Raw genomic sequence first — 23,651 nt, 5'->3', positions numbered from 1 at the left:
CTAGCCCGCCAGCATCGTATCGGGCAGCCCGATCAGCAGCAGCGGACAGGGGTTGCCCACGCCCCGATCCACCCGCGCGCGCAGCTTGTCCCAATGGGTCGTCGCCTGCCCGAACTTACTCGACACGAAATTGCGGGTAAACGCCTCGGCAAAGGGCATCCCCTTTTCCATCAACGCCGCGACCGAGCGGCGCTGCGCGGCGGTGCGTTCCACGATGCCATAGCGTTCAAGATCGGCGTCGGTCTCCACGCCATCGGCCACAAGCCGCGCGGCGATGCGCGTGTGAAACGCGTCCTGCATCCGGCTGCCTCGCGTCACGATCAGGCCAAGGCTGACAGCACCCTGGGCGTGAAGCCTTTGGAAATTCTCAAGATCCCGATCATAGAACGGATCCTTGTTGTTCCATTCGATTTCCAGCGCCAGCGTGCCATTTTCGGCCACGCGCACATGGTCGATCTCGTGGCTGATCGCCTCGCGCTCGACCCCGTCGACGATGGTTTGCACCACGAAGACATGCTTGGGCCACGCGCGCGCCGTCAGGGCGCGGCGCAGGCGCTGGGTAAAGCTGGCCTCGCCCCCGCCACCGGCAATGATCTCGCCGATGTCGATGCGGAATTCGGTCAGCACCTCGATCAGCTCGGCCAGTTCGCCGGGGAAGTCGTGGGCCAGAATCGCCTCGGCGTGGTTCTTCGCCAGAACGTCGAATCCGGCCTGGCAAAGCGGCTCCAGCATCAGTCGCGCGGAATCACCCGCAGGCCCAGTTCCATCAGCTGATCGCCCTGCGGTTCGCTGGGCGCGTTCATCATCAGGTCCTCGGCGCGCTGGTTCATCGGGAACATGATGACCTCGCGGATGTTGGCCTCGTCCGCCAGCAGCATCACGATCCGGTCGATCCCGGCCGCGCAACCGCCGTGCGGCGGGGCGCCGTACTGGAACGCGTTGACCATGCCGCCGAACCGCTTGCGCACCTCGTCTTCGCCATAGCCGGCCAGTTCGAAGGCCTTGAACATGATTTCCGGCCGGTGGTTCCGGATCGCGCCCGACACCAGTTCATAGCCGTTGCAGGCCAGATCGTACTGGTAGCCGCGCACATCCAGCGGGTCGCCTTCCAGCGCCTCCATCCCGCCCTGCGGCATGGAAAACGGGTTGTGTTCGAAATCCAGCTTGCCGGTTTCCTCGTCCCGTTCGTAGATCGGGAAATCGACGATCCAGGCAAAGGCAAAACGGTTCTTGTCGGTCAGCCCCAGCTCTTCGCCGATGACGGTGCGCGCCTTGCCCGCAACCGTCTGGAAGGTGGCCGGTTTGCCGCCCAGGAAGAACGCGGCATCGCCGACGCCAAGGCCCAGCTGCTGGCGGATCGCCTCGGTCCGTTCGGGGCCGATGTTCTTGGCCAGCGGACCGGCGGCTTCCATGCCTTCGCCTTGATCGCGCCAGAAGATATACCCCATCCCCGGCAGGCCCTCTTTCTGTGCAAAGGCGTTCATCCGGTCGCAGAACTTGCGGCTGCCGCCACCGGGCGCGGGAATGGCGCGAATCTCGGTGCCGTCCTGCTCCAGCAGCTTGGCGAAGATCGCGAAGCCCGAGCCGGCAAAATGCTCGGACACCACCTGCATCTTGATCGGGTTGCGCAGGTCGGGTTTGTCGGTGCCATACCACAGCGCCGCATCCTTGTAGGAAATCTGCGGCCACTCACCCGGCGCATCCACCGCGTGGCCGCCGCCGAATTCCTCGAACACACCGGCAATCACCGGGCTGATCGTGTCGAATACGTCCTGCTGGGTGACAAACGACATTTCCATGTCGAGTTGGTAGAAATCGGTGGGCGACCGGTCGGCGCGCGGGTCTTCATCGCGGAAACAGGGCGCGATCTGGAAATACTTGTCAAAGCCCGACACCATGATCAGCTGCTTGAACTGCTGCGGCGCCTGCGGCAGCGCATAGAACTTGCCCGGGTGCAGACGGCTTGGAACCAGAAAGTCGCGCGCGCCTTCGGGCGACGAGGCGGTGATGATCGGCGTCTGGTATTCGCGGAACTTGCGATCCCACATGCGCTTGCGCAGGCTGGCCACAACGTCGCTGCGCAGGGTCATGTTGCGCTGCATCGCCTCGCGGCGCAGGTCAAGGTAGCGATAGCGCAGGCGCGTTTCCTCGGGGTATTCTTGGTCGCCAAAGACGATCAGCGGCAGTTCCTTGGCGGCGCCCAGCACTTCGATCTCGCGCACGAAAACTTCGATCTCGCCGGTGGGCAGCTTGGGGTTCACCAGCTCGGGATCACGCGCCTTCACCTCGCCGTCGATGCGGATACACCATTCGCTGCGCACCTTTTCCACGTCGGCAAAGGCCGCGCTGTCGGGATCGCACAGCACCTGCGTCACGCCGTAATGGTCGCGCAGGTCGATGAACAGGATGCCGCCGTGGTCGCGCACCCGGTGCACCCAGCCCGACAGGCGAACGGTTTCGCCGGTGTTCTTGGCGGTCAGATCGGCGCAGGTATGGCTGCGATAGGCGTGCATGATGGCGTCCTTCGGCGGAATTTCGGGTCGCGCCGATACAGCGCGTGCAACCCGGGAAGTCAAGTGCCCAGTCCGGAATGGCCTCGAGCGGTCGGATTTCTTGAAATGGTTAACAAACGGTATATTATGTTGTGGCGAATGAACAAATGCTGAATTGCAACAGGTCTGGTGGGGCCGATGTGGGAACGCATTTTTGACAGGGTCATGTCGCGGCTCGTTCAGACGGGCGAGCTGACGGTAAACTACCCCGATGGCACGCGGCGGCGGTACGGGGCGGGCGGCGGTGACCGCGCCGAAGTTTCAATCACTGACACGACCACGCTGCGCGGGCTGGTACTGCGCCCCGATCTGACCATGGGCGAGGGGTACATGGACGGCCGGATCACCATCGCCCACGACAATATCGAGGGGTTGATCCGCCTGATCCTGCGCAACCGCTTTCGCGAGGCGATGCCGCTGTGGGTGCGCATGGTGGCACGGGCGCGGTTCCGCCTTGGCCACCTGATCCAGCGGAATTCGCCCGTCAGGTCCAAGGCCAACGTCGCCCATCACTATGACCTCAGCAACGATCTCTACCAGCTCTTCCTTGACCGCGACATGCAGTATTCCTGCGCCTATTTCACCGACCCGACCGTGTCGCTGGACGAGGCGCAAGAGGCGAAGAAGGCCCATATCGCCGCCAAGCTGCGGATCGAACCGGGGATGCGGGTGCTGGATATCGGTTGCGGCTGGGGCGGCATGGCGCTGACGCTGGCGCGCGACTACGGCGCACGGGTCGTCGGCGTCACACTGTCGGAAAACCAGCTGGCGCTGGGGCGCGCCCGCGTCGCAGAGCAGGGGTTAGAGCAGCAGATCGACCTTCGGTTACAGGATTACCGTAACCTGGCCGAGCCCTTCGACAGGATCGTGTCGGTCGGGATGCTGGAACACGTCGGCCTGCCACACTACGGCGAATACTTTTCCAAGGTGTCCGATCTTCTGTCGCAGGACGGCATCGCGCTGATCCACACCATCGGGCGAACCGGCCCGCCGGCCGCCCAGTCGGAATGGATCAACCGCTACATCTTCCCCGGCGGCTATGTGCCGGCCATGTCGGAACTGGCCCCGGCCATCGAACGCGCGGGGCTGTGGACCTGCGACACCGAGGTGCTGCGCCTGCACTACGCCTATACGCTGCGCCACTGGCTGCAACGGTTCGACGCCCACCTTGACACGGTGCGCGCCACCTATGACGACCGCTTCATCCGCATGTGGCGCTATTACCTGACGATCTGTTACCTGGCGTTCGAGGAACAGGATCAGGCGGTGTTCCAGTTCCAGCTGGCCCAGCGCCGCGACGCGGTGCCGATCACCCGCGACTACCTGTACGCTGACGACTCCGCCCCGCGCGCCATGACCGATACGGCCGCCCAATAGCCCCCTGCTTCTTTGGGCAAAAAATATCCCCGCCGGAGGCATGAAAATTCTGGCGCCACGCCACGGCTTGGCACCCCGCCCCCGGCCCTTGCGCGCCCTGCGCGCCAAAGCCCCCTTGCACCCGTCACCTTCATGCCTATAACGCCAGACAATTTGGCGCCCGGCCGCGGCGCCCCGACTCGCGCGCAAAGAAAAGGTCCGGCACATGCCCAAAAGAACCGATATCTCCTCCATCATGATCATCGGCGCGGGCCCCATCGTCATCGGGCAGGCCTGCGAATTCGACTACTCGGGCGCTCAGGCCTGCAAGGCGCTGCGCGAAGAAGGCTATCGCGTCATCCTGGTGAACTCGAACCCGGCCACAATCATGACCGACCCGGGGCTGGCCGACGCCACCTATATCGAACCGATCACTCCCGAGGTTGTCGCCAAGATCATCGAAAAGGAACGCCCCGACGCGCTGCTGCCCACCATGGGCGGGCAGACCGGGCTGAACACCTCGCTGGCGCTGGAAGAAATGGGCGTGCTGGCGAAATACGGAGTCGAGATGATCGGCGCCAAGCGCGAAGCCATTGAAATGGCCGAAGATCGCAAGCTGTTCCGCGAAGCGATGGACCGGCTGGGGATCGAAAACCCCAAGGCCACCATCGTCACCGCGCCCACGCTGGACAACGGCAAGAAGGATCTCGCCGCTGGCGTGCGCCTTGCCATGGACGCGCTGGACGAGATCGGCCTGCCCGCCATCATCCGCCCCGCCTTCACACTGGGCGGCACCGGCGGCGGCGTCGCCTATAACCGCGACGATTACGAATATTACTGCCGCTCGGGCATGGATGCCTCGCCCATGGGGCAAATCCTTGTCGATGAATCGCTGCTCGGCTGGAAAGAGTACGAAATGGAGGTGGTGCGCGACACCGCCGACAACGCCATCATCGTCTGCTCCATCGAAAACGTCGATCCGATGGGCGTGCATACCGGCGATTCGATCACCGTGGCCCCCGCGCTGACGCTGACCGACAAGGAATACCAGATCATGCGCAACGGCTCGATCGCCGTGCTGCGCGAGATCGGCGTGGAAACCGGCGGCTCGAACGTGCAATGGGCGATCAACCCTGAAGACGGCCGCATGGTGGTGATCGAGATGAACCCCCGCGTGTCGCGGTCCTCGGCGCTGGCCTCCAAGGCGACTGGTTTCCCCATCGCCAAGATCGCCGCGAAACTGGCCGTCGGCTATACGCTGGACGAGCTCGACAACGACATCACCAAGGTCACGCCCGCGTCGTTCGAGCCGACCATCGACTATGTCGTGACCAAGATCCCGAAATTCGCGTTTGAGAAATTCCCGGGGTCCAAGTCCGAGCTGACCACCGCGATGAAATCCGTGGGCGAAGCCATGGCCATTGGCCGCACCATCCACGAATCGCTGCAAAAGGCGCTGGCCTCGATGGAATCGGGCCTCACCGGCTTTGACGAGGTCGAGATCCCCGGCGCGCCCGACAAGGCCGCCGTGGTCAAGGCCATCGCCCAGCAGACTCCCGACCGGATGCGCACCATCGCCCAGGCCATGCGCCACGGCCTCAGCGACGATGAAATCCACGGCGTCACCATGTTCGACCCGTGGTTCCTGGCCCGCATCCGCGAAATCGTCGAGACCGAAGAGCAGCTGAAGAAAACCGGACTGCCCACGAGCGAGGAAGGCCTGCGTGCGCTCAAGATGATGGGCTTTACCGACGCCCGCCTTGGCAAGCTGACCGGCCGCGACGAAAGCAACGTGCGCCGCGCCCGCCGCAACCTGGGCGTGAAGGCCGTGTTCAAGCGGATCGACACCTGCGCCGCCGAATTCGAGGCCCAGACGCCCTACATGTATTCCACCTACGAACACCCGATGATGGGCGAGGTCGAATGCGAGGCACGCCCGAGCGACCGCAAGAAGGTCGTGATCCTGGGCGGCGGCCCGAACCGGATCGGCCAGGGGATCGAGTTCGATTACTGCTGCTGCCACGCTTGTTTCGCGCTGACCGACGCGGGCTATGAAACCATCATGATCAACTGCAACCCGGAAACGGTGAGCACCGATTACGATACCTCGGACCGGCTGTATTTCGAACCGCTGACCTTTGAACACGTTCTGGAAATCCTGCGCGTCGAGCAGGAAAACGGCACGCTGCACGGGGTGATCGTGCAATTCGGCGGCCAGACCCCGCTGAAGCTCGCCAACGCGCTCGAAGCCGAAGGCATCCCGATCCTGGGCACCACGCCCGACGCCATCGACCTGGCCGAAGACCGCGAGCGGTTCCAGGATCTGGTGAACCGTCTGGGACTGAAACAGCCCCGCAACGGCATCGCCCATTCCGACGCCGAGGCCATGGCCATTGCCTCCGACATCGGCTTCCCGCTGGTGATCCGACCCTCCTACGTTCTGGGCGGCCGTGCTATGGAAATCGTGCGCGATCAGGCCCAGCTTGAACGCTATATCTCCGAGGCCGTCGTTGTGTCGGGCGACAGCCCCGTACTGCTCGACAGCTACCTCTCGGGCGCGGTCGAACTGGACGTGGATGCACTCTGCGACGGCACGGCCGTGCATGTCGCCGGCATCATGCAGCACATCGAAGAGGCCGGCGTGCACTCGGGCGACAGCGCCTGCTCGCTGCCGCCCTATTCGCTGGGCAAGGACGTGATCGCCGAGATCAAGCAACAGACCGAGGCGCTGGCCCACGGGCTGAACGTGGTCGGGCTGATGAACGTGCAATTCGCGATCAAGGACGGCGAGATTTACCTGATCGAGGTCAACCCCCGCGCCAGCCGCACCGTGCCCTTCGTCGCCAAGGCCACCGATAGCGCGATCGCCTCGATCGCCGCGCGCGTGATGGCGGGCGAGCCGCTGTCGAACTTCCCGCTGCGCCCGCCCTACGATGCCGATGCCGCCTATGACGACGTGCTGCCGCTGGGCGATCCGATGACACTGGCCGATCCCGACATGCCGTGGTTCTCGGTGAAAGAGGCCGTGCTGCCCTTCGCACGCTTCCCCGGCGTCGACACGATCCTTGGCCCGGAAATGCGCTCGACCGGCGAGGTGATGGGCTGGGATCGCTCTTTCCCGCGCGCCTTCCTCAAGGCGCAGATTGGCGCCGGCAACCCCCTGCCCCGCGACGGCCGCGCCTTCATCTCGATCCGCGACGACGACAAGACTCCGCAGATGCTGGAAGCGGCGCAAATCCTCGTGGAACAGGGCTTCGACATCGTGGCAACCCGCGGCACACAGGCCTGGCTCGCCGCGCAGGGCGTGGCCTGTGAAGTGGTGAACAAGGTCTACGAAGGCCGCCCCGACATCGTCGACATGATGAAGGACGGCGCGGTGCACCTGGTGATGAACACCACCGAAGGCGCCCAGGCGGTCGAAGATTCCAAGGGCATCCGCTCGGTCGCACTGTATGACAAGATCCCCTACTTCACCACCGCCGCCGGCGCCCACGCCGCCGCACTCGCCATCAAGGCCCAGGCCGAAGGCGACGTCGGCGTGAAAGCGCTGCAAGCCTGACACACCAGAACGGGGCGCCACCCGGCGCCCCAACCCTCCCAACAAGCCGCGCGATTCCCCGCACGCAATCGCCAATATCGCGCTGCCGCGCGATGCCTCCGGCGGGGATATTTGGACCCCAAAGAAGATGGGACTCTTCCCGCTTCACCATCGTGAAAATACTCCGGGGGAGTCCACGCAGTGGACGGGGGCCGCGCCCCCTCGCCGCCCGACCACAGGCGCTTGCCCTTCTGCCGGGCACTGACTAGGTTAACCGCCACCACAGGTGGAGCCTTTCGTGACCCATACCCCAGCCATCACCGGAACCGGCGTCTTTACGCCTGAACAGTCGATTTCAAACGCCGAACTGGTTGCCGCCTTCAATGCGCATGCCGACCTGTTCAATGCCGAGAACGCCGCGGCCATCGCCGCCGGAGAGGTCGCCGCGAAAGAGCATTCCTCGGAAGAGTTCATCGTCAAGGCAAGCGGCATCGAAAGCCGCTATGTGATGGACAAATCCGGTGTGCTGGATCCGGCGCGCATGTATCCCGCGTTGCGTCAGCGCAGCGACGACGAACCCTCGCTGATGGCCGAGATGGGGGCCGACGCCGCCCGCAAGGCATTGGCGCAGGCGGGGCGCGAGGCGGGCGATGTCGATCTGGTGATCTGCGCAGCCTCGAACATGGAGCGCGCCTATCCGGCCATGGCGGTCGAGCTGCAACAGGTTCTGGGCGCCGGCGGCTTTGGGTTCGACATGAACGTGGCCTGTTCCTCGGCCACCTTTGGCATTCAAGCGGCGGCTGACATGATCCGTGCCGGGTCAGTGCGGCGGGCGCTGGTCATCAACCCCGAGATCTGCTCGGGCCATCTGGAATGGCGCGACCGGGATTGCCATTTCATCTTTGGCGATGTGGCCACCGCCACCGTGATCGAACGCGCGGAAGAGGCGCAGGGACAGTATTTCGAGATACGGTCGACCCGCTGCGCCACGCAGTTCTCCAATAATATCCGCAACAACAACGGCTTCCTGCGCCGCTCGCGCCCCGATGGGGTAGCCGACCGGCGCGACATGCAATTCATGCAGAACGGCCGCCGCGTGTTCAAGGAGGTGCTGCCGCTGGTGAGCGAGCATATCGCCACCCACATGGCCGACGAAGGCGTGGCGGCGGACGATCTGAAACGGCTCTGGCTGCACCAGGCCAACAAGTCGATGAACGATTTCATCGGGCGCAAGGTGCTGGGCCGCGTGCCGAAACCGGGCGAACAACCCAACATCCTTCAGGATTACGCCAACACCTCCTCGGCAGGGTCGATCATTGCCTTTTCCAAATATTCCGACGATCTGGCCGCGGGCGACATCGGGCTGATCTGTTCCTTTGGCGCCGGATATTCCGTGGGGTCGGTGCTGGTTCAGCGCCACTGAACCGCGCTTGCGGCCCCCTGCCCCGCTTGGCATAAGCGGCTCGGGTCGCAGGGAAGGGGTGCCGGTTGGCCAAGCTGTTCTTCAACTATTCCACGATGAACGCGGGGAAATCCTCGGTTCTGTTGCAGGCTGCGCATAACTATCGCGAGCGTGGGATGCAGCCCTATCTGCTGACCGCGCGGATCGACGGGCGCGCGGGCGCGGGGCGCATCGCCTCGCGCATCGGGATCAGCGCCGAGGCAGATACCTTTGACGACAGCGACGACCTGTTCGCGCGGATCAAAGCGCGGCACGCGGCTGGCGCCATCGCTTGTGTCTTCGTGGACGAGGCCCAGTTCCTGACGCCCGAACAGGTCTGGCAGCTGGCCCGTGTGGTGGACGATCTGCGCCTGCCGGTGCTGGCCTATGGGCTGCGCGTCGATTTCCGGGGGCAGCTGTTTCCTGGCTCGGCCACCTTGCTGGCGCTGGCCGATGAGATGCGCGAGGTGCGCACCATCTGCCATTGCGGGAAAAAGGCCACGATGGTGATCCGGCAGGATGCCGAGGGCCACGCCATCCGCGAAGGAGCGCAGGTGCAGATCGGCGGCAACGAAACCTATGTCTCGCTCTGCCGGAAACACTGGCGCGAGGCGGTGGGCGACCGCGCCAGCGACTAGGCGCTCAGAACATGCGCGCGCCGTTCGGCACCGCCTGATCGGGGCGCAGCAGCACGACTTCGCCCTCGGTGTCGGGGGCGCCCAGCACCAGCACCTCGGACATAAATTTGCCGATCTGGCGCGGCGGGAAGTTAACCACCCCCATGACCTGCCGCCCGACCAACTCCTCGGGCGTGTAATGCGCGGTGATCTGGGCCGAGGATTTGCGCTCGCCGATCTCGGGGCCAAAATCGACCCAGACCTTGATCGCGGGTTTGCGCGCCTCGGGGTAGGGTTCGGCGTGGGTGATGGTGCCGACGCGAATGTCGACCTTCATGAAATCGTCGTACGTAATCTCAGCCACGCGATAGTTCCTTCGAGCGGTTGGTGGCGGCGGCAACGGCGCGCGGTAGCAGCGCAGGGAAGCCGTTCGTTTCGTCCATCAACACCTCAAGCGCGGCCTGCGTGGTGCCGTTCGGGCTGGTGACGTTCTTGCGCAGTTGGGCCGGGTCTTCCTCGGCTGCTTCGGCCAGCGCACCGGCACCGGCCACGGTCGCCTTGGCCAGCTGCATCGCCAGCGCCTCGGGCAGGCCCTGCGCCACACCGGCTGCGGCCAGCGTCTCGATCAGGTGGAACACATAGGCCGGGCCGGACCCGCTGACGCCAGTCACGGCATCCATCTGCGCCTCGCCCTCCAGCCGCACGGTCTGGCCCACGGCGGCCAGCAGCGTTTCGGCCAGTGCCATATCGCCGTCGCCCGCGTGGGTGTTCCCGATCAGCGCCGTGATGCCGCGCCCCACGGCCGCCGGCGTGTTCGGCATGGCGCGGATGATGCGAGAGCCTTCGCCCAGCGCGGTTTCAAACGCGGAAATCGGGGTGCCTGCCGCGACCGAGACGAACAGCGTCGCGCCCGGCTCCAGCGCCTTCAGCGCTGGCAGCGCCTCGCCCATCATCTGGGGTTTGACGGCGATCAGCACGATGGCCGGGTCTGCGGGCAAGGCTTCGTTGATGTTCACGCCCTGCGCGCGCAGCCAGTCTGACGGGTACGGGTCGATCACATGCACCGAGGCGGGCGACAGACCATCTTTCAACCAACCGGCCAGCATCGCCGACCCCATCTTGCCGCAGCCCAGAAGTACCAGACCCCGGGCCGCAACCTGTTCCATTGTCATGACGCGCCCTTCCCTTGTGGTTCAGGGCCCGTTTCTATGCCCGGCCATACGCCTCTGCAATGGCGACCTGCATCGACTCTTTGGCGGTACGGTTACCCCAGACATTCAGTTGAATGGCGGGGTAGTAGCGTTCCGCCGCCATCACGGCGGTGGAAATCAGCGTATCCACCTGTTCGGGGCTCGCCATCTGCCCGCCGTTCAGCGCAAGGCCATAGCGATAGACCATCAGCTTTTGGTCGGCCCAATAGGTAAAGGCGCCGACCCAGCAGGCGTCGTTCATCAGGTTCAGCAGTTCGTAGAGCGGCTGCACCTTGTCCTGCGGCGGGTCCATTTCATAGGTGCATACCAGCCGCAGCGTTTCGTCATAACCCGACCACGCCAGGGTGATCGAATAGGTGCGCCACTGGCCTTCGACCGCCATGGCGATCTGGTCGTCGCCGATGCGGTCGAACTCCCACTCGTGGTGTTCGGCGATATGCTCGACGATGTCGATGGGGTGAATGTCGTCTTCCAGATACTGCTCGGAAAGGGCCATGCTTGTCACCTCTGATCTCTAGCGGGACAGCGTTTTGCCGCTGCTAACGCTAGGCAACTGCTCTACAGACCGGGGCGATCCCCCGTGCCTGTACAAGATATGGTGGGCGTGTGCAGCCGCCCTGACAAGCCCTTATTTGGGGGTATCCTGCAATAAGTTGTGGACATGTAAAAAAACCGCCCAAGATGTCGGCGGTTTCCTCACACGAAATGTCAGGGTGAAAGGCCCCGTGAGCGCGGGACCCCTGTTTGGTAACCTGCGGTTAACCTTTGGCCGCCGCTTCCAGCGCGGCAATGCGCGCCTCGAGCGCGGCGTTTTCCTCGCGCGCCTTCTGCGCCATGGCGCGCACGGCGTCGAATTCCTCGCGGGTGACGAAATCGCGATCGGCCAGCCAGCGGTCGATCATGCCCTTGAAGGCGGTCTCGGCCTCTTCCCGTGCGCCGTGGGCGACCCCCATGGCATTGGTCATCAGCTGCGAGATGTCGTCCATGAATTTGTTACGCGTCTGCATCATCTGGTCTCCATAGCCCGTTGCCCCCTATATGGGCAGAGACGCGCCTGCGGGCAAGGTCGAGTTGGTTGACTTGCCCCCGCGCGCACAGGCAAGAGGCGCATATGCAGGCTGTCCTTCGTTTCCCCGAGATTTCGCCCGAGCTGTTCGCCATTTCCATCGGCGGGTTCGAATTTGCGCTGCGCTGGTATGCGCTGGCCTATATCGCGGGCATCGTGATTGCCTGGCGGCTGGCTGTGATGGCGGTGAACCGCCCCGCCCTGTGGCCGGGCACACAGCCGCCGATGACCGCGAAACAGATCGAGGACATGGTGACGCTGATCGTGATCGGCATCGTCGTCGGCGGGCGGCTGGGCTTCGTGCTGTTCTATCAGCCGGGCTATTACCTTTCCAACCCGGGGCAGATCCTGAAGGTCTGGCAAGGCGGCATGGCCTTTCACGGCGGGCTTCTGGGCGTGATCGTGGCCGCGTGGGTCTTCACCGCGCGCAACGGGATCGACCGGCTGGCCGCCGCCGATCTGGTGGCCCATGTGGTGCCACCGGGGCTGATGCTGGGGCGGCTCGCAAATTTCATCAACGCCGAACTTTGGGGGCGACCCAGCGATCTGCCATGGGCGGTGCAATTCCCCGGTGCCGCCGCGCAGGAGTGTGGTCAGGCCATTGGCGAAATCTGCGCCCGCCACCCCTCGCAGCTGTACGAGGCGCTGCTGGAAGGCGCGCTGCTGGGCGCGGCGCTGCTGTGGCTGGTCTATCGGCGCGGCGCGCTGCACCACCCGGGGCGTGTACTCGGCGTGTTCCTGTCGGGCTATGGCGCGGCGCGGTTCATCGTGGAATTCTTTCGCCAGCCCGATGCGCAATTCGTGACGCCCGGCAACCCGCTGGGGCTGGCGCTGGAACTCAACGGCTGGGGTCTGACCATGGGGCAGCTGTTATCGCTGCCGATGATCGCGCTGGGGCTGTGGTTCGTGATGCGCGCCCGGGGCCCGGCGGCATGAGCCTGCACGACATCATCGCCGCGCGCATCCGGCAGGATGGCCCGATCAGCATGGCCGATTACATGGCCGATTGCCTGCTGCACCCGACGCACGGCTATTACACCACCCGCGACCCGCTGGGCGCGGCGGGCGATTTCATCACCGCCCCCGAAATCAGCCAGATGTTCGGAGAGCTGATCGGCCTTGCCCTTGCCCAGACATGGCTGGATCAGGGCGCACCCGCACCCTTTACGCTGGCCGAGCTTGGCCCCGGGCGCGGCACGCTGATGGCCGACGCACTGCGCGCCGCCGCGCGCGTTCCGGGGTTTGCAAAGGCCGCGCGGATCGTGCTGGTCGAAGCCTCGCCCGTGTTGCGCGACATTCAGCGCAGCACGCTGGCCGGGGTCTCGCCTGAATGGATCGACACGCCCGACGCCCTGCCCGATCTGCCGCTGTTCGCCATCGCCAACGAATTCTTCGACGCCCTGCCCGTGCGCCAGTTCGAACGCGGGCAGACCGGCTGGCACGAGCTGCGCGTTGGGCTGGAGGGCGACCGCCTGCTGCGTGGCCGCGCGGGAGAGGCCCCGCAACCGGCACTGGACCACCGGCTGGACGACACGCAACCCGGGCATATCGTCGAACTCTGCCCGCAGAGCGCGCGCATCGCCGAGAGCCTTGCCGCCCGCATCGCGGCCCGGGGTGGGGCGGCGCTGATCGTGGATTATGGCGACTGGCGCTCGCTGGGCGATACGGTCCAGGCGCTGCGCGCCCATGCGCCGGTGGATGTGTTCGATGCCCCCGGGCAGGCCGATCTGACCGCCCATGTCGATTTCGAATCGCTGGCGCAGGCGTCCCGGCGCGCTGGATGCAGCCACAGCCGCGTGACGCCACAGGGCGTGTTTCTGGAACGGCTGGGCATCACCCAGCGCGCGCAATCGCTGGTGCGCGCCCGGCCCGATCAGGCCGATGCCATCGCCGCCGCACATCGCCGGTTGACGCACCCCGAAGAAATGGGAAACCTGTTCAAGGTAATCGCGATCCAGCCCGAAACCGCCACCCCGCCTCCGGGACTGATGCCATGACATTGGAAATACTCACGTCCGATCTGCTTGCGCCCCTGCGGCATGGGTTCTTTACCCGGCGGGGCGGCGCGTCGTCGGGCGTGTTCACCGGGCTGAACTGCGGCCCCGGTTCTTCGGATCAGGCCGATGTCGTTACCATCAACCGCACCCGCGTGGCCGAGGCGCTGGGCCTGCCGCTGACCGGGCTGATGTCGGTGGATCAGCGCCACACCGCCACGGTTGTCACCGTGACCGAGCCGACCGAAACCCGCCCTGTTGCCGATGGCATGGTCACCAACCACCCCGGCATTGCACTGGGCGTACTGACCGCCGATTGCCAGCCGGTGCTGTTTGCCGACCATCAGGCGGGTGTGATCGGTGCGGCCCATGCCGGATGGCGCGGCGCGCTGGACGGGGTGCTGGAGGCCACGCTTGACGCGATGGAGACCCTTGGCGCCACGCGTGAGGACACAGTTGCCGTGATCGGGCCCTGCATTTCACAATCCGCCTACGAGGTCGGCCCCGAATTTCTGGACGATTTCATGGCCGAAGACCCGGCCAACGCCCGCTTTTTCGCGAATGGTGAAGGCGACCGGATGATGTTCGACCTACCCGGGTTCGGCCTGCACAAGTTGCGCGAGGCTGGTGTGGGCACGGCGGAATGGTCGCGTCACTGCACCTATGCGGACGAGGCGCGGTTCTATTCCTACCGGCGCAGTTGCCACCGCAAGGAAGCGGATTACGGGCGGTTGATCTCGGCGATCCGGCTTTAGGCCGGTTTCGGCCACAATTGGCAGGAACGCGCGGCGCGCCCTGCCTGCAAATCCCAAGAATACAAAATAATTACAGATCCTTACGGGAAATCGAATGCTCTGGGGCAGAATTTGCCGACGGCGCAAATTATCCGCGATGCGGCCACACCTGCGCCCGACTCGGGGGCGATAGTGATCTTCAAGCAAGACAGCGGCCTGCCAGCCGCATCAAATACCGGGAGCCACCGACCATGAAAGCCAAAAGCCGTTTCATCGCATCCGTCGTGAAGGAAAGCAGCAAGCCAACGGTCGATCTTCCATGGGCACGGGGTGCCCGCCGCGCCGCGATGATCGCGCGCCGTAACCAGTCTGCGCAACCGCCCGCAAAGGCCGCGCGCGTCGGCTGACACAACGAATTCCCCGTGCCGGATTTGCCCCCACCACCGGCTCGGGAAAAACGCCCGTCTCGCCCTGCGAGGCGGGCTTTTTCATACCCGGCGACCGGTTGGCACGAATCTCCATCACGCACCCGATTCGACCCGAAGTTGGTAAATTGGTCGCGACGGCCGGAACAGTTCCCAAGCCAACGGCCACATTGATGCCACGCTGGCCCCCAAAGTTCCTTATTCTTTGACAATTTGAGCGAATTTACGCCATTAAGTCCATGTAACAGATCTCGCAGCAATGTTGTCGATCTGTCGTTGTCGGTGGGGGCCGGCGAGAGACTCGACCCTGATTTGGAAAGGGCCGACCTTTATGACAATCCCCACCTCGCTGTCGCGGGCTGCGCAGCGCGCTGTTCAAACCGTATCGCCCGATCTGAACGACCCGGCCGCGCTGCGGGCACGTCCCAAGCAGCAATTGCGCCGATACGAGGTGAGCGCGCTTCTTCCGAACGGAGAGGTCACTGACACCCGCCATATCGCCCCTGCCCTGCCCCTGTTCGAAGATGCCTTTTGCGCCTTTTCGCGCGGCACGCTGATCGACACGGATATGGGCCCCGTCGCGGTTGAGGATCTGCTGCCGGGCGACCGCATCATCACCGCAGAAGACCGCGAACAGACTCTGCTCTGGAAAGGGTCCTGCATGATCGTGCCGGGCCGCCCGGGGCCGCAAGGTCGCAACATGCGCCTGACCCGGATCACTGCCGATGCCTTCGGAATGCAACGCCCGCCCGCCTTTGTCGTGGCCGGGCACGCGGCACGTCTGCTGTATACGCCCGCGCATATGCGCGGCGCGGCGAAGGGCGCCCAGATGCTGACCCCGGTGCAGGAATTCGTGGACGGGCTGAACGTGATCGAAACCGCGCCGCCCGCCGCGGTTGAACTGTTCCACATCTGCCTGCGCCACCACAGCACGATCCGCATCGGTGGGCTGGATTTCGAGACCTATCACCCCGGCCCCAACGCCGGCCGAGCCCTTAGCCACCAGATGAAATCTCTGTATTTCTCGATGTTCGCCCACGCCGAACACTTCGGCGATTTCGGCCCACTGGCGCATCCGCGTGCCGATGAGGACTATTCGTCCACCAGCCTGTCGGCCTAGGCCTTGCGTCAGGCCGTGCGTCCCAGCCGGTCTTCCAGAATGTCGAAGGGCACGCCCGGATCATCCTTGGCGACCCGGATCACCAGCGATGTCTTGACGCTGGCCACATTGGGCGTGGTCAGCAATTCGCCGGTCAGGAAAGACTGAAAGCTCGACAAATCGGGCGCGACACATTTCAGGATGAAATCGACTTCGCCGTTCAGCATGTGACACTCGCGCACCAGCGGCCAGTTGCGGCACCGCTCTTCAAAGGCGCTCAACTCGCTTTCTGCCTGGCTGTCCAAGCCGACCATCGCGAAAACCTGCACCTCGAACCCAAGATCGCGGGCGTTGACCTCGGCATGATAGCCCCGTATCAGCCCGGCTTCTTCCAGTGTGCGCACGCGGCGCAAACAGGGCGGCGCCGAAATCCCCACCCGGCGCGCCAGTTCGACGTTGGTCATGCGGCCATCGGCCTGAAGCTCTGCCAGGATCTTGCGGTCGATGGGGTCCAGACGATTCAAAAGCATTAACCCCTCATTTGGTTTGCGATTGTTATAGCAACCCCGCCGTGACGCGCAAGATTCTTCCGCGACATGAAAACAAGTGCGAATCGGGCGCGCCGTTCGGTGCGGCTTGGGAAACCGCTCGCCGGACTGTCATCAATACAAGAACAGTTAACGCAAACACCCGCACCTTATCGCCGGAGCCGACGCAAAAGGCCTAGAATTGCGGCAATTTCGCGTCAATTTATTGGAAAGGCTTAATCAAATGTGGTAATTTTTTGTTTATGGACGCTCTGTCCGTACCAGTATTTTTGGAGTGATACTAATGATGAAACTTTCCCATACCATCGCCGCTGCCGCATTTGGCCTCATGGCAACTGCCGGCATGGTTTCTGCTGCAACCGTTGATACGATTGATGCGACATCCGGTCAGGCAGGCACATATTTCGTGCCGACCCTCGGCCAGGAAACCACGTCGCCCTATTACCGTGGCGCGGGCGAAGACTGGGGTTGGCAGCACAACGCCATTGCTTCCGGTTTCACCTCGGCGGTCCTGAACATCTCGGCCTATGACGTCGATGAATCGCCCTGCGGCACCTCGAACTGCGAAGTCGACAACATCGAAGCTTTCGACGCCGCGACCAACACCTGGATTCTGCTTGGCTCGCTCGAGGGCGACAACAACGCGTTCTCCTTCACCGAGTTCGACATCTTTGCCGCCGCCGGCGGCGCCCTGATCGACGATATCGTGGCCGGCCTGCAGGTCCGCATGGACATCAACGTGACCAACGGTGGCTGGCTGGTGTCGCTCGCCAAATCCGTCATCAGCACCGACGGTTCTAACCCCGGCAACCCGAACCCCGGTCAGGTTCCGCTTCCGGCCGGTGGCCTGCTGCTGATCAGCGCACTGGGTGGCGCGGCCTTCCTGCGCCGCAAGAAATCGTAAATCGCAACCCTGCGATTTTGGAAGGCCCGGCAAAGCGCCGGGCCTTTTTCTGTTTGCGCCCTGTCACCCCGGTTCTGGCGGCTTTGCGTCCCGGCACCCTTTCCTCGGCCGCCCATGATGCGTATATGCCGTTCAACCACTGACGGAGGGCACCATGGCCGAGACGCGCAAAACCAAGGTTCTGATCATCGGGTCCGGCCCGGCCGGATATACGGCGGGTGTCTACGCCAGCCGCGCCATGCTGGAGCCGATCCTTGTGCAGGGCATCGAACCCGGTGGCCAGTTGACCACAACCACCGAAGTGGAAAACTGGCCCGGCGATACCGAGGTACAGGGCCCCGACCTGATGGTCCGCATGGAAGCCCACGCCAAGGCGATGGGATGCGAGATCATCGGCGATATCATCTCTGATCTCGACCTGTCGCAACGGCCCTTCACCGCCAAGGGCGACAGCGGCACCGTCTACGAGGCAGACGCGGTGATCCTGGCCACCGGCGCGCGCGCCAAATGGCTTGGCCTGCCGTCCGAGGACAAGTTCAAGGGCTTCGGCGTCTCTGCCTGCGCCACCTGCGACGGCTTCTTCTATCGCGGGCAGGAAATCGTGGTGATCGGCGGAGGCAACACCGCCGTGGAAGAGGCACTGTTCCTCACCAATTTCGCGTCCAAGGTCACGCTGATCCACCGCCGCGACGAGTTGCGCGCCGAGAAAATTCTGATCGACCGGCTGATGAAGAGCCCCAAGATCGAACCGCTCTGGCATCATGTGCTGGACGAAGTCGTTGGCACCGACGCCCCGCTGGGGGTTGAAGCGGTCCGCGTGAAACATGTCGATACCGGCGAAATCACGGAAATCCCGGCCAAGGGTGTCTTTGTCGCGATTGGCCATGCCCCCGCGAACGAGCTGGTGAAAGACGTGCTTGAACTGCACAATGGCGGCTATGTCAGCGTTAAACCCGGCAGCACCGAAACCAGCGTGCCCGGCGTATTCGCGGCGGGCGACCTGACCGACCACAAATACCGTCAGGCCGTTACCAGCGCCGGAATGGGCTGCATGGCCGCGTTGGACGCCGAACGGTTCCTGGCCGAACAGGGCGATGCCGAGGTTGCGCCCGACGCGCCCGTGGCCGTGGTGGGCTGAGCCCCGATGGCGGAAGATACACGCCCGGATCTGGCTGCGCAACGCGCAGAAACCTACGCGAGCTTCGACGACCTGGCCCGCGATGGCGCGCTTCCCGACAGCGCCGACATCGACTATTTTCTGGTGCCCGGGTCGGAAGAGGCCGACTGGCGGCCGCTGGCGCAGGCATTGACCGAAGAAGGCTATGATGTGGCCTGGATCGACGAGATGGACGACCCCGAGGATCAACCCTATATCGTGGCGACCCTGACCGACCAGCCGCTCTCGGCCAGCAGTATCTGGGCCGGAGAAGACCACGCCACCCGGATTGCCGCGCAGCATGGCTTTGCGCCAGACGGATGGGGATTCGAGGCCTGAACGCTTGCCGCGAAAAATTGCGCTGACGCGCGATGCCTCCGGCGGGGATATTTATTGGCCCAAAGAAGCAGCGGCGTGTCCCCTTCATTATTCCCGAAATACTCCGGGGGAGTCCGCGCAGCGGGCGGGGGCAGAGCCCCCTTTTGACGGCCCGCTTGACCCCACCCCTCCAAATGGTCACGCTTGGCGCGAGAGGCGGCGGAGATATTCGCATGACGGCACTTTGGCGCGGCACATTTGCGACACGGCTGCGCATCGCTTCGGGGCTGATCCTGTTCATCTATGCCGGGCTGCACTTTCTGAACATCGCGTTGGGTCTGGCCTCGCTTGAGGTCATGCACGCGGCGCAGGACTGGCGGCTTGCAGTCACCCGCAGTCTGCCCGGCACGGTGCTGGTTTATGGTGCGCTGATCGTGCATGCCGGACTGGCATTGGCGCGATTGGCGGGGCGACGAACTGTCAGAATGCCGTTTTGGGAGGCCTTCCAGATTGCCCTCGGGCTGGCAATTCCTTTTCTGCTGGCTGCGCACATTGTCTTCACCCGCGCCGCGCACGAATTGTTCGCCGTGAACGATCGCATGGTTTATCTTGTCGCGCTGATCTTCGGCACGCCCGACGCGTGGTGGCAAAGCGCCCTGATGCTGATTGTCTGGACCCATGGCTGCCTGGGGTTGCATGTGTGGCTTCGGACAACGCCACGCTGGCGTCGTCATCTTCCGGCGATGACAGCGCTGGCGGCGCTGGTGCCGGCGCTGTCGCTGGCAGGGTTCCTGGCTGCGGGCCGGCAGGTGGCGCCGGAGCTGGCCGATGCAGAGGCCCGCGCGCGGCTGATGCAATCGCTGAACTGGCCGGATGGGGCAATCTTCGCCAGCCTCTTCGCCCTGGAGAGCGCGTTGACGAATGGTTTCCTTGCATTGCTTGCGGTTGTCGCCGCCGTGCCGCTTGCGCGCAAATACCTGCGCCGCAGCCGGTCGCTGCGCGTGAGCTATATCGACGGCCCCACCGTCACCTCGCCCACCGGACCCACGCTTCTGGAAATCTCGCGCGCGAATGGGGTGCCGCATACGTCGCTGTGCGGCGGGCGTGGGCGCTGCACGACCTGCCGCGTGATCGTCACCGATGGGGCCGACAGCCTGCCGCCGCCGTCCGAGGCCGAAACTCGCAGCCTTGCCGCCGTGGGCGCCGCGCCCGGCACGCGGCTGGCCTGCCAATTGCGCCCAACCGGCGCGATACAGGTGCATCGCGTCTTTCGGCCCGATGGAACCCGCGCCCGCGCGCATTCCAGCCTTGGGCGCGAACGGCAACTGGCGATCCTTTTTCTGGACATCCGGGGGTTCACCGCGCGCACCACGGGGCAGCTGCCCTACGACGTCGTATTTTTGCTGAACCGGTTCTTTGACGCGATCGTGCCGGCCATCACCGACGCCGGCGGTCAGATCGACAAATACCTTGGCGACGGGTTGCTCGCGGTGTTCGATACGGCCGAAGGCGCGCACTCTGCCAAGCAGGCCCTGGACGCCACCGCGCGCATTGGGCAGGCGTTGGAGCAGTTCAACTCCGCGCTTGCCACCGAGGGCGCCGCGCCAATCCGCGTCGGGATCGGCTTGCATCTGGGCGAGCTGGTGCAGGGCGAAATCGGTGCCACCGGCCACGCCCCACGCACCATCATCGGAGAAACCGTCAACGCGGCCAGCCGCCTGGAAGCAATGACCAAGGAGTTGTCGGTCGAGCTGCTGGTTTCGGCTGCGGTTCTGGAGGCCGCCGGAATCGATCTGACCGATCACACCGTCCTGACACTGGACCTGCGCGGTGTGGCAGCACCGGTGCAGGCGCTGGCTCTGAACCGGGCGCAGGATGTGCAAGGTCTTGGCGCCGCATCTACGCCCTGACACCCGCTTTGCGCGGGAAATTGCGCCAAAACACCTCAGCCCGCGAAAATCGCGCCACGACACCTAGACAATCGCGGCGCTCCGGGTCTATGCGCAGCCCGACTGGCCTCCCCCGGCCCCTGATCCGACGACGACCCGTAAAACCGAAAGTGTTGATATGACCATGCTTAGCAATCTAGCGCCTATTCCCGAGCTTTATGTTTCCTACGACTCTGCCCAGAAACTCAAGGTCGAGGCGGGTGAGCTGAAAAGCCACGATCTGACCCCGCGCCAGATTTGCGACCTCGAGCTGCTGATGAACGGCGGCTTCAGCCCCCTCAAGGGCTTCCTGAGCGAAGAGGATTACAACGGCGTCGTCGAAGACATGCGGCTGGCCGATGGCTCGCTCTGGCCGATGCCGATCACGCTGGACGTGTCCGAAAAATTCGCCGAAGGGCTGGAGATTGGCGAAGACATCGCCCTGCGCGATCAGGAAGGCGTGATCCTGGCCACCATGACCGTGACCGACCGCTGGGAGCCGAACAAGGCCCGCGAAGCCGAGAAGGTCTTTGGCGCCGATGACGATGCGCACCCGGCGGTGAACTACCTGCACAACCAGGCTGGCAAGATTTATCTGGGCGGCCCCGTGACCGGCATTCAACAGCCGATCCACTATGACTTCCGCGCCCGTCGCGACACCCCGAACGAGCTGCGCGCCTATTTCCGCAAGCTGGGCTGGCGCCGCATCGTTGCCTTCCAGACCCGCAACCCGCTGCACCGCGCCCACCAGGAACTGACGTTCCGCGCCGCGAAAGAGGCTCAGGCCAACCTGCTGATCCACCCGGTTGTCGGCATGACGAAACCCGGCGATGTCGATCACTTCACCCGCGTGCGCTGCTACGAGGCCGTGCTGGACAAATACCCGGCCGCTACCACCAGCATGTCGCTGCTGAACCTGGCGATGCGCATGGCCGGCCCGCGCGAGGCCGTGTGGCACGGTCTGATCCGCCGGAACCACGGCTGTACCCACTTCATCGTCGGCCGCGATCACGCGGGCCCGGGCAAGAACTCGGCAGGCGAAGATTTCTACGGCCCTTATGATGCGCAGGATCTGTTCCGCAAGCATCAGGATGAAATCGGCGTCGAAATGGTCGACTTCAAGCACATGGTGTGGGTGCAGGAACGCGCACAGTACGAGCCGATGGACGAGATCGAGGACAAGGACAACGTCACCATCCTCAACATCTCGGGCACCGAGCTGCGCCGCCGCCTGGCCGAAGGGCTGGAAATTCCGGAATGGTTCAGCTTCCCCGAAGTGGTGAAGGAACTGCGCCGCACCAAGCCGCCGCGCTCGAAGCAGGGCTTCACCGTGTTCTTCACCGGCTTCTCGGGCTCTGGGAAATCCACCATCGCCAACGCTCTGATGGTCAAGCTGATGGAGATGGGTGGCCGCCCGGTGACGCTGCTGGACGGGGACATCGTGCGCAAGAACCTGTCGTCGGAACTGGGCTTCTCGAAAGAGCACCGCGATCTGAACATCCGCCGCATCGGCTATGTCGCGTCGGAGATCACCAAGAACGGCGGGATCGCGATCTGCGCGCCCATCGCACCCTATGCCACCACGCGCCGCGCGGTGCGGGAAGATGTCGAAGCGCATGGCGCCTTTGTCGAGGTGCACGTCGCCACCACGATCGAGGAATGCGAACGCCGCGACCGCAAGGGCCTGTACAAGCTGGCGCGCGAAGGCAAGATCAAGGAATTCACCGGCATTTCCGACCCTTACGACGTGCCCGAGAACCCCGAGTTGCGCGTGGAAACCGAAGGCACAGATGTGGACAACTGCGCCCACCAGGTTCTGCTGAAGTTGGAAAACATGGGTCTGATCGCGGGCTGATCCGGCCCCGGACCGCACCATTGAAACGCGCCCTGCGGGGCGCGTTTTTTGTTTTCAAAGGCTTTCGGCGATGGCCTGCGCGGCGCGGCGCTCCAGATCGCAAAACCCTTCGGCCTTTGGCTTGATCGCACGCAGGGCGCCGATGCGCCGGGCGTAATCTTCGGGCGTGCAGGCATCGATCGCGCGGCGAATGTCGGCCTCGGACTGGCAGATCACCATGCCATTTGTCGGCAGAAAATCGGCGATGTTGGGACACCCCCAATAAATAGGCACCGTATCGCAGAGGATCGCGTCGATCAGCTTTTCCGAGAAATAGTTCCGCTCGCGCACGTTTTCGATCACCACGGAATAGCGGTAGGGTGCGAGGCCGTCGGATTTCTCCTCGAAGGGGGCATAGCCGCCGCCAATCACGTCCACGTCGTCGCGGCCCGTGTCACCCAGCCAGTCCGCCACGGCATGGCGCAGCTTGTGCCCTGCCGAATCCCGCTTGGCCGAGGCGATGAGCGAAATCATCTTGGTCTTCTTCAGGCTCAATTCGCGCCAGTTCGGCACCCATGTCGTGCCGTAGGGCATCAGTACCGCGTTCGGCAGGCGGCGCAGCAGCGTGTCGTTGAAGGTCAGTACCCGCCAGAAGCGCCGCCCGGTCAGATGCAGCAGGGCGATGTGCTTGCCGTGAATTGCCGCCGGTTCGCCCATCAGCAGCGAGACGCGCGCGCGGACACCGCGCCGGGCGTGCACATGGGTCACCGTGCGGGGGTAAACGATCAGGTGATCCTGCGGCCCCATGTCGGTAACTGTTCCACCCGCCAGCCGCTTGGGCCGGCCTAGCGGCCAATGCAGATCGTCCAGCGGGGTCTGTGCCATGTCGCGCCCCTGCCGGTGCTCGTATGGCAAAACGGCAATTGCAAC

Annotated in this window: 22 protein-coding genes; 14 read left to right on the top strand and 8 right to left on the bottom strand. The window is 64.2% G+C overall.

Annotated features, from left to right (window positions below; translation table 11 throughout):
* Both FGK64_RS15625 and aspS read right to left on the bottom strand, forming a co-directional pair.
* Positions 1-732 (bottom strand): BglII/BstYI family type II restriction endonuclease, encoded by a 732-nt coding sequence (locus FGK64_RS15625; RefSeq protein ID WP_138864763.1) that lies wholly within the window; start codon positions 730-732, stop codon positions 1-3.
* Positions 732-2,513, bottom strand: a complete 1,782-nt coding sequence (gene aspS, locus FGK64_RS15620; protein ID WP_138864762.1) for an aspartate--tRNA ligase — start codon at positions 2,511-2,513, stop codon at positions 732-734. Before aspS ends, FGK64_RS15625 begins: the two co-directional genes overlap by 1 nt.
* Positions 2,514-2,717: 204 nt before the next feature.
* Between aspS and FGK64_RS15615 the strand changes: the two genes are divergently transcribed.
* The 4 genes from FGK64_RS15615 to FGK64_RS15600 all read left to right on the top strand — a co-directional run bounded on the left by FGK64_RS15615 (position 2,718) and on the right by FGK64_RS15600 (position 9,525).
* Complete coding sequence (locus tag FGK64_RS15615) at positions 2,718-3,929, top strand: class I SAM-dependent methyltransferase (RefSeq protein ID WP_342773958.1); 1,212 nt, start codon at positions 2,718-2,720, stop codon at positions 3,927-3,929.
* A gap of 205 nt (positions 3,930-4,134) precedes the next feature.
* On the top strand, positions 4,135-7,467 hold the full coding sequence (carB, locus tag FGK64_RS15610; protein ID WP_138864760.1) for a carbamoyl-phosphate synthase large subunit: 3,333 nt from the start codon (positions 4,135-4,137) through the stop codon (positions 7,465-7,467).
* Positions 7,468-7,744: 277 nt separating this feature from the next.
* On the top strand, positions 7,745-8,869 hold the full coding sequence (locus FGK64_RS15605; RefSeq protein ID WP_138864759.1) for a beta-ketoacyl-ACP synthase III: 1,125 nt from the start codon (positions 7,745-7,747) through the stop codon (positions 8,867-8,869).
* Positions 8,870-8,934: 65 nt separating this feature from the next.
* A complete protein-coding gene (locus FGK64_RS15600; RefSeq protein ID WP_138864758.1) occupies positions 8,935-9,525 on the top strand; it encodes a thymidine kinase in 591 nt (196 codons plus the stop codon).
* 4 nt (positions 9,526-9,529) lie between these two features.
* Here FGK64_RS15600 and FGK64_RS15595 read toward each other — a convergent pair whose 3' ends face one another.
* From FGK64_RS15595 to FGK64_RS15580, 4 genes are all read right to left on the bottom strand, one after another.
* Positions 9,530-9,868, bottom strand: coding sequence for a tRNA-binding protein (locus FGK64_RS15595; RefSeq protein ID WP_138864757.1), 339 nt, complete (start codon positions 9,866-9,868; stop codon positions 9,530-9,532).
* A complete protein-coding gene (gene proC, locus FGK64_RS15590; RefSeq protein WP_138864756.1) occupies positions 9,861-10,676 on the bottom strand; it encodes a pyrroline-5-carboxylate reductase in 816 nt (271 codons plus the stop codon). The genes FGK64_RS15595 and proC overlap by 8 nt, the downstream gene beginning before the upstream one ends.
* Before the next feature lie 34 nt (positions 10,677-10,710).
* Positions 10,711-11,211, bottom strand: a complete 501-nt coding sequence (locus FGK64_RS15585; RefSeq protein ID WP_138864755.1) for a type III secretion system chaperone family protein — start codon at positions 11,209-11,211, stop codon at positions 10,711-10,713.
* 262 nt (positions 11,212-11,473) lie between these two features.
* Positions 11,474-11,722, bottom strand: a complete 249-nt coding sequence (locus tag FGK64_RS15580; protein WP_138864754.1) for an accessory factor UbiK family protein — start codon at positions 11,720-11,722, stop codon at positions 11,474-11,476.
* Positions 11,723-11,826: 104 nt separating this feature from the next.
* Here FGK64_RS15580 and lgt point away from each other — a divergent pair, with 104 nt between their 5' ends.
* The 5 genes from lgt (at position 11,827) to FGK64_RS15560 (ending at position 16,054) form a co-directional block, all read left to right on the top strand.
* Positions 11,827-12,717: a prolipoprotein diacylglyceryl transferase gene (lgt, locus tag FGK64_RS15575; RefSeq protein ID WP_138864753.1), complete on the top strand. Its 891-nt coding sequence runs from the start codon at positions 11,827-11,829 to the stop codon at positions 12,715-12,717.
* A complete protein-coding gene (locus FGK64_RS15570) occupies positions 12,714-13,778 on the top strand; it encodes a class I SAM-dependent methyltransferase (protein WP_138864752.1) in 1,065 nt (354 codons plus the stop codon). The genes lgt and FGK64_RS15570 overlap by 4 nt, the downstream gene beginning before the upstream one ends.
* Positions 13,775-14,530: a peptidoglycan editing factor PgeF gene (pgeF, locus tag FGK64_RS15565; RefSeq protein WP_138864751.1), complete on the top strand. Its 756-nt coding sequence runs from the start codon at positions 13,775-13,777 to the stop codon at positions 14,528-14,530. The genes FGK64_RS15570 and pgeF overlap by 4 nt, the downstream gene beginning before the upstream one ends.
* A 230-nt stretch (positions 14,531-14,760) precedes the next feature.
* A complete protein-coding gene (locus tag FGK64_RS22200; protein WP_171054102.1) occupies positions 14,761-14,916 on the top strand; it encodes a hypothetical protein in 156 nt (51 codons plus the stop codon).
* Positions 14,917-15,265: 349 nt separating this feature from the next.
* Positions 15,266-16,054, top strand: coding sequence for a Hint domain-containing protein (locus FGK64_RS15560; protein ID WP_138864750.1), 789 nt, complete (start codon positions 15,266-15,268; stop codon positions 16,052-16,054).
* 8 nt (positions 16,055-16,062) lie between these two features.
* Here FGK64_RS15560 and FGK64_RS15555 read toward each other — a convergent pair whose 3' ends face one another.
* Positions 16,063-16,563, bottom strand: coding sequence for an Lrp/AsnC family transcriptional regulator (locus FGK64_RS15555; RefSeq protein ID WP_138864749.1), 501 nt, complete (start codon positions 16,561-16,563; stop codon positions 16,063-16,065).
* A gap of 301 nt (positions 16,564-16,864) precedes the next feature.
* Between FGK64_RS15555 and FGK64_RS15550 the strand changes: the two genes are divergently transcribed.
* The 5 genes from FGK64_RS15550 to FGK64_RS15530 all read left to right on the top strand — a co-directional run bounded on the left by FGK64_RS15550 (position 16,865) and on the right by FGK64_RS15530 (position 22,742).
* Positions 16,865-17,485 (top strand): VPLPA-CTERM sorting domain-containing protein, encoded by a 621-nt coding sequence (locus FGK64_RS15550; RefSeq protein WP_138864748.1) that lies wholly within the window; start codon positions 16,865-16,867, stop codon positions 17,483-17,485.
* Positions 17,486-17,639: 154 nt separating this feature from the next.
* Positions 17,640-18,623, top strand: coding sequence for a thioredoxin-disulfide reductase (gene trxB / locus FGK64_RS15545; RefSeq protein WP_138864747.1), 984 nt, complete (start codon positions 17,640-17,642; stop codon positions 18,621-18,623).
* A 6-nt stretch (positions 18,624-18,629) separates the two neighbouring features.
* Positions 18,630-18,980 (top strand): ribonuclease E inhibitor RraB, encoded by a 351-nt coding sequence (locus FGK64_RS15540; RefSeq protein ID WP_138864746.1) that lies wholly within the window; start codon positions 18,630-18,632, stop codon positions 18,978-18,980.
* Positions 18,981-19,192: 212 nt separating this feature from the next.
* Entirely contained in the window at positions 19,193-20,869 is a 1,677-nt protein-coding gene (locus tag FGK64_RS15535; RefSeq protein WP_138864745.1) for an adenylate/guanylate cyclase domain-containing protein, read from the top strand.
* A gap of 157 nt (positions 20,870-21,026) precedes the next feature.
* Positions 21,027-22,742 carry a bifunctional sulfate adenylyltransferase/adenylylsulfate kinase gene (locus FGK64_RS15530; protein ID WP_138864744.1) on the top strand — a complete coding sequence of 572 codons (1,716 nt, stop codon included), beginning with the start codon at positions 21,027-21,029 and terminating at the stop codon, positions 22,740-22,742.
* Between the two features lie 54 nt (positions 22,743-22,796).
* Here FGK64_RS15530 and FGK64_RS15525 read toward each other — a convergent pair whose 3' ends face one another.
* Positions 22,797-23,606 carry a glycosyltransferase family 10 fucosyltransferase gene (locus tag FGK64_RS15525; protein WP_171054101.1) on the bottom strand — a complete coding sequence of 270 codons (810 nt, stop codon included), beginning with the start codon at positions 23,604-23,606 and terminating at the stop codon, positions 22,797-22,799.
* Positions 23,607-23,651: the final 45 nt, after the last annotated feature.

This window comes from Arenibacterium halophilum (assembly GCF_005938225.1).
Classification (GTDB): Bacteria; Pseudomonadota; Alphaproteobacteria; order Rhodobacterales; family Rhodobacteraceae; genus Arenibacterium; species Arenibacterium halophilum.
This window is presented reverse-complemented; position numbering and strand designations above follow the sequence as displayed.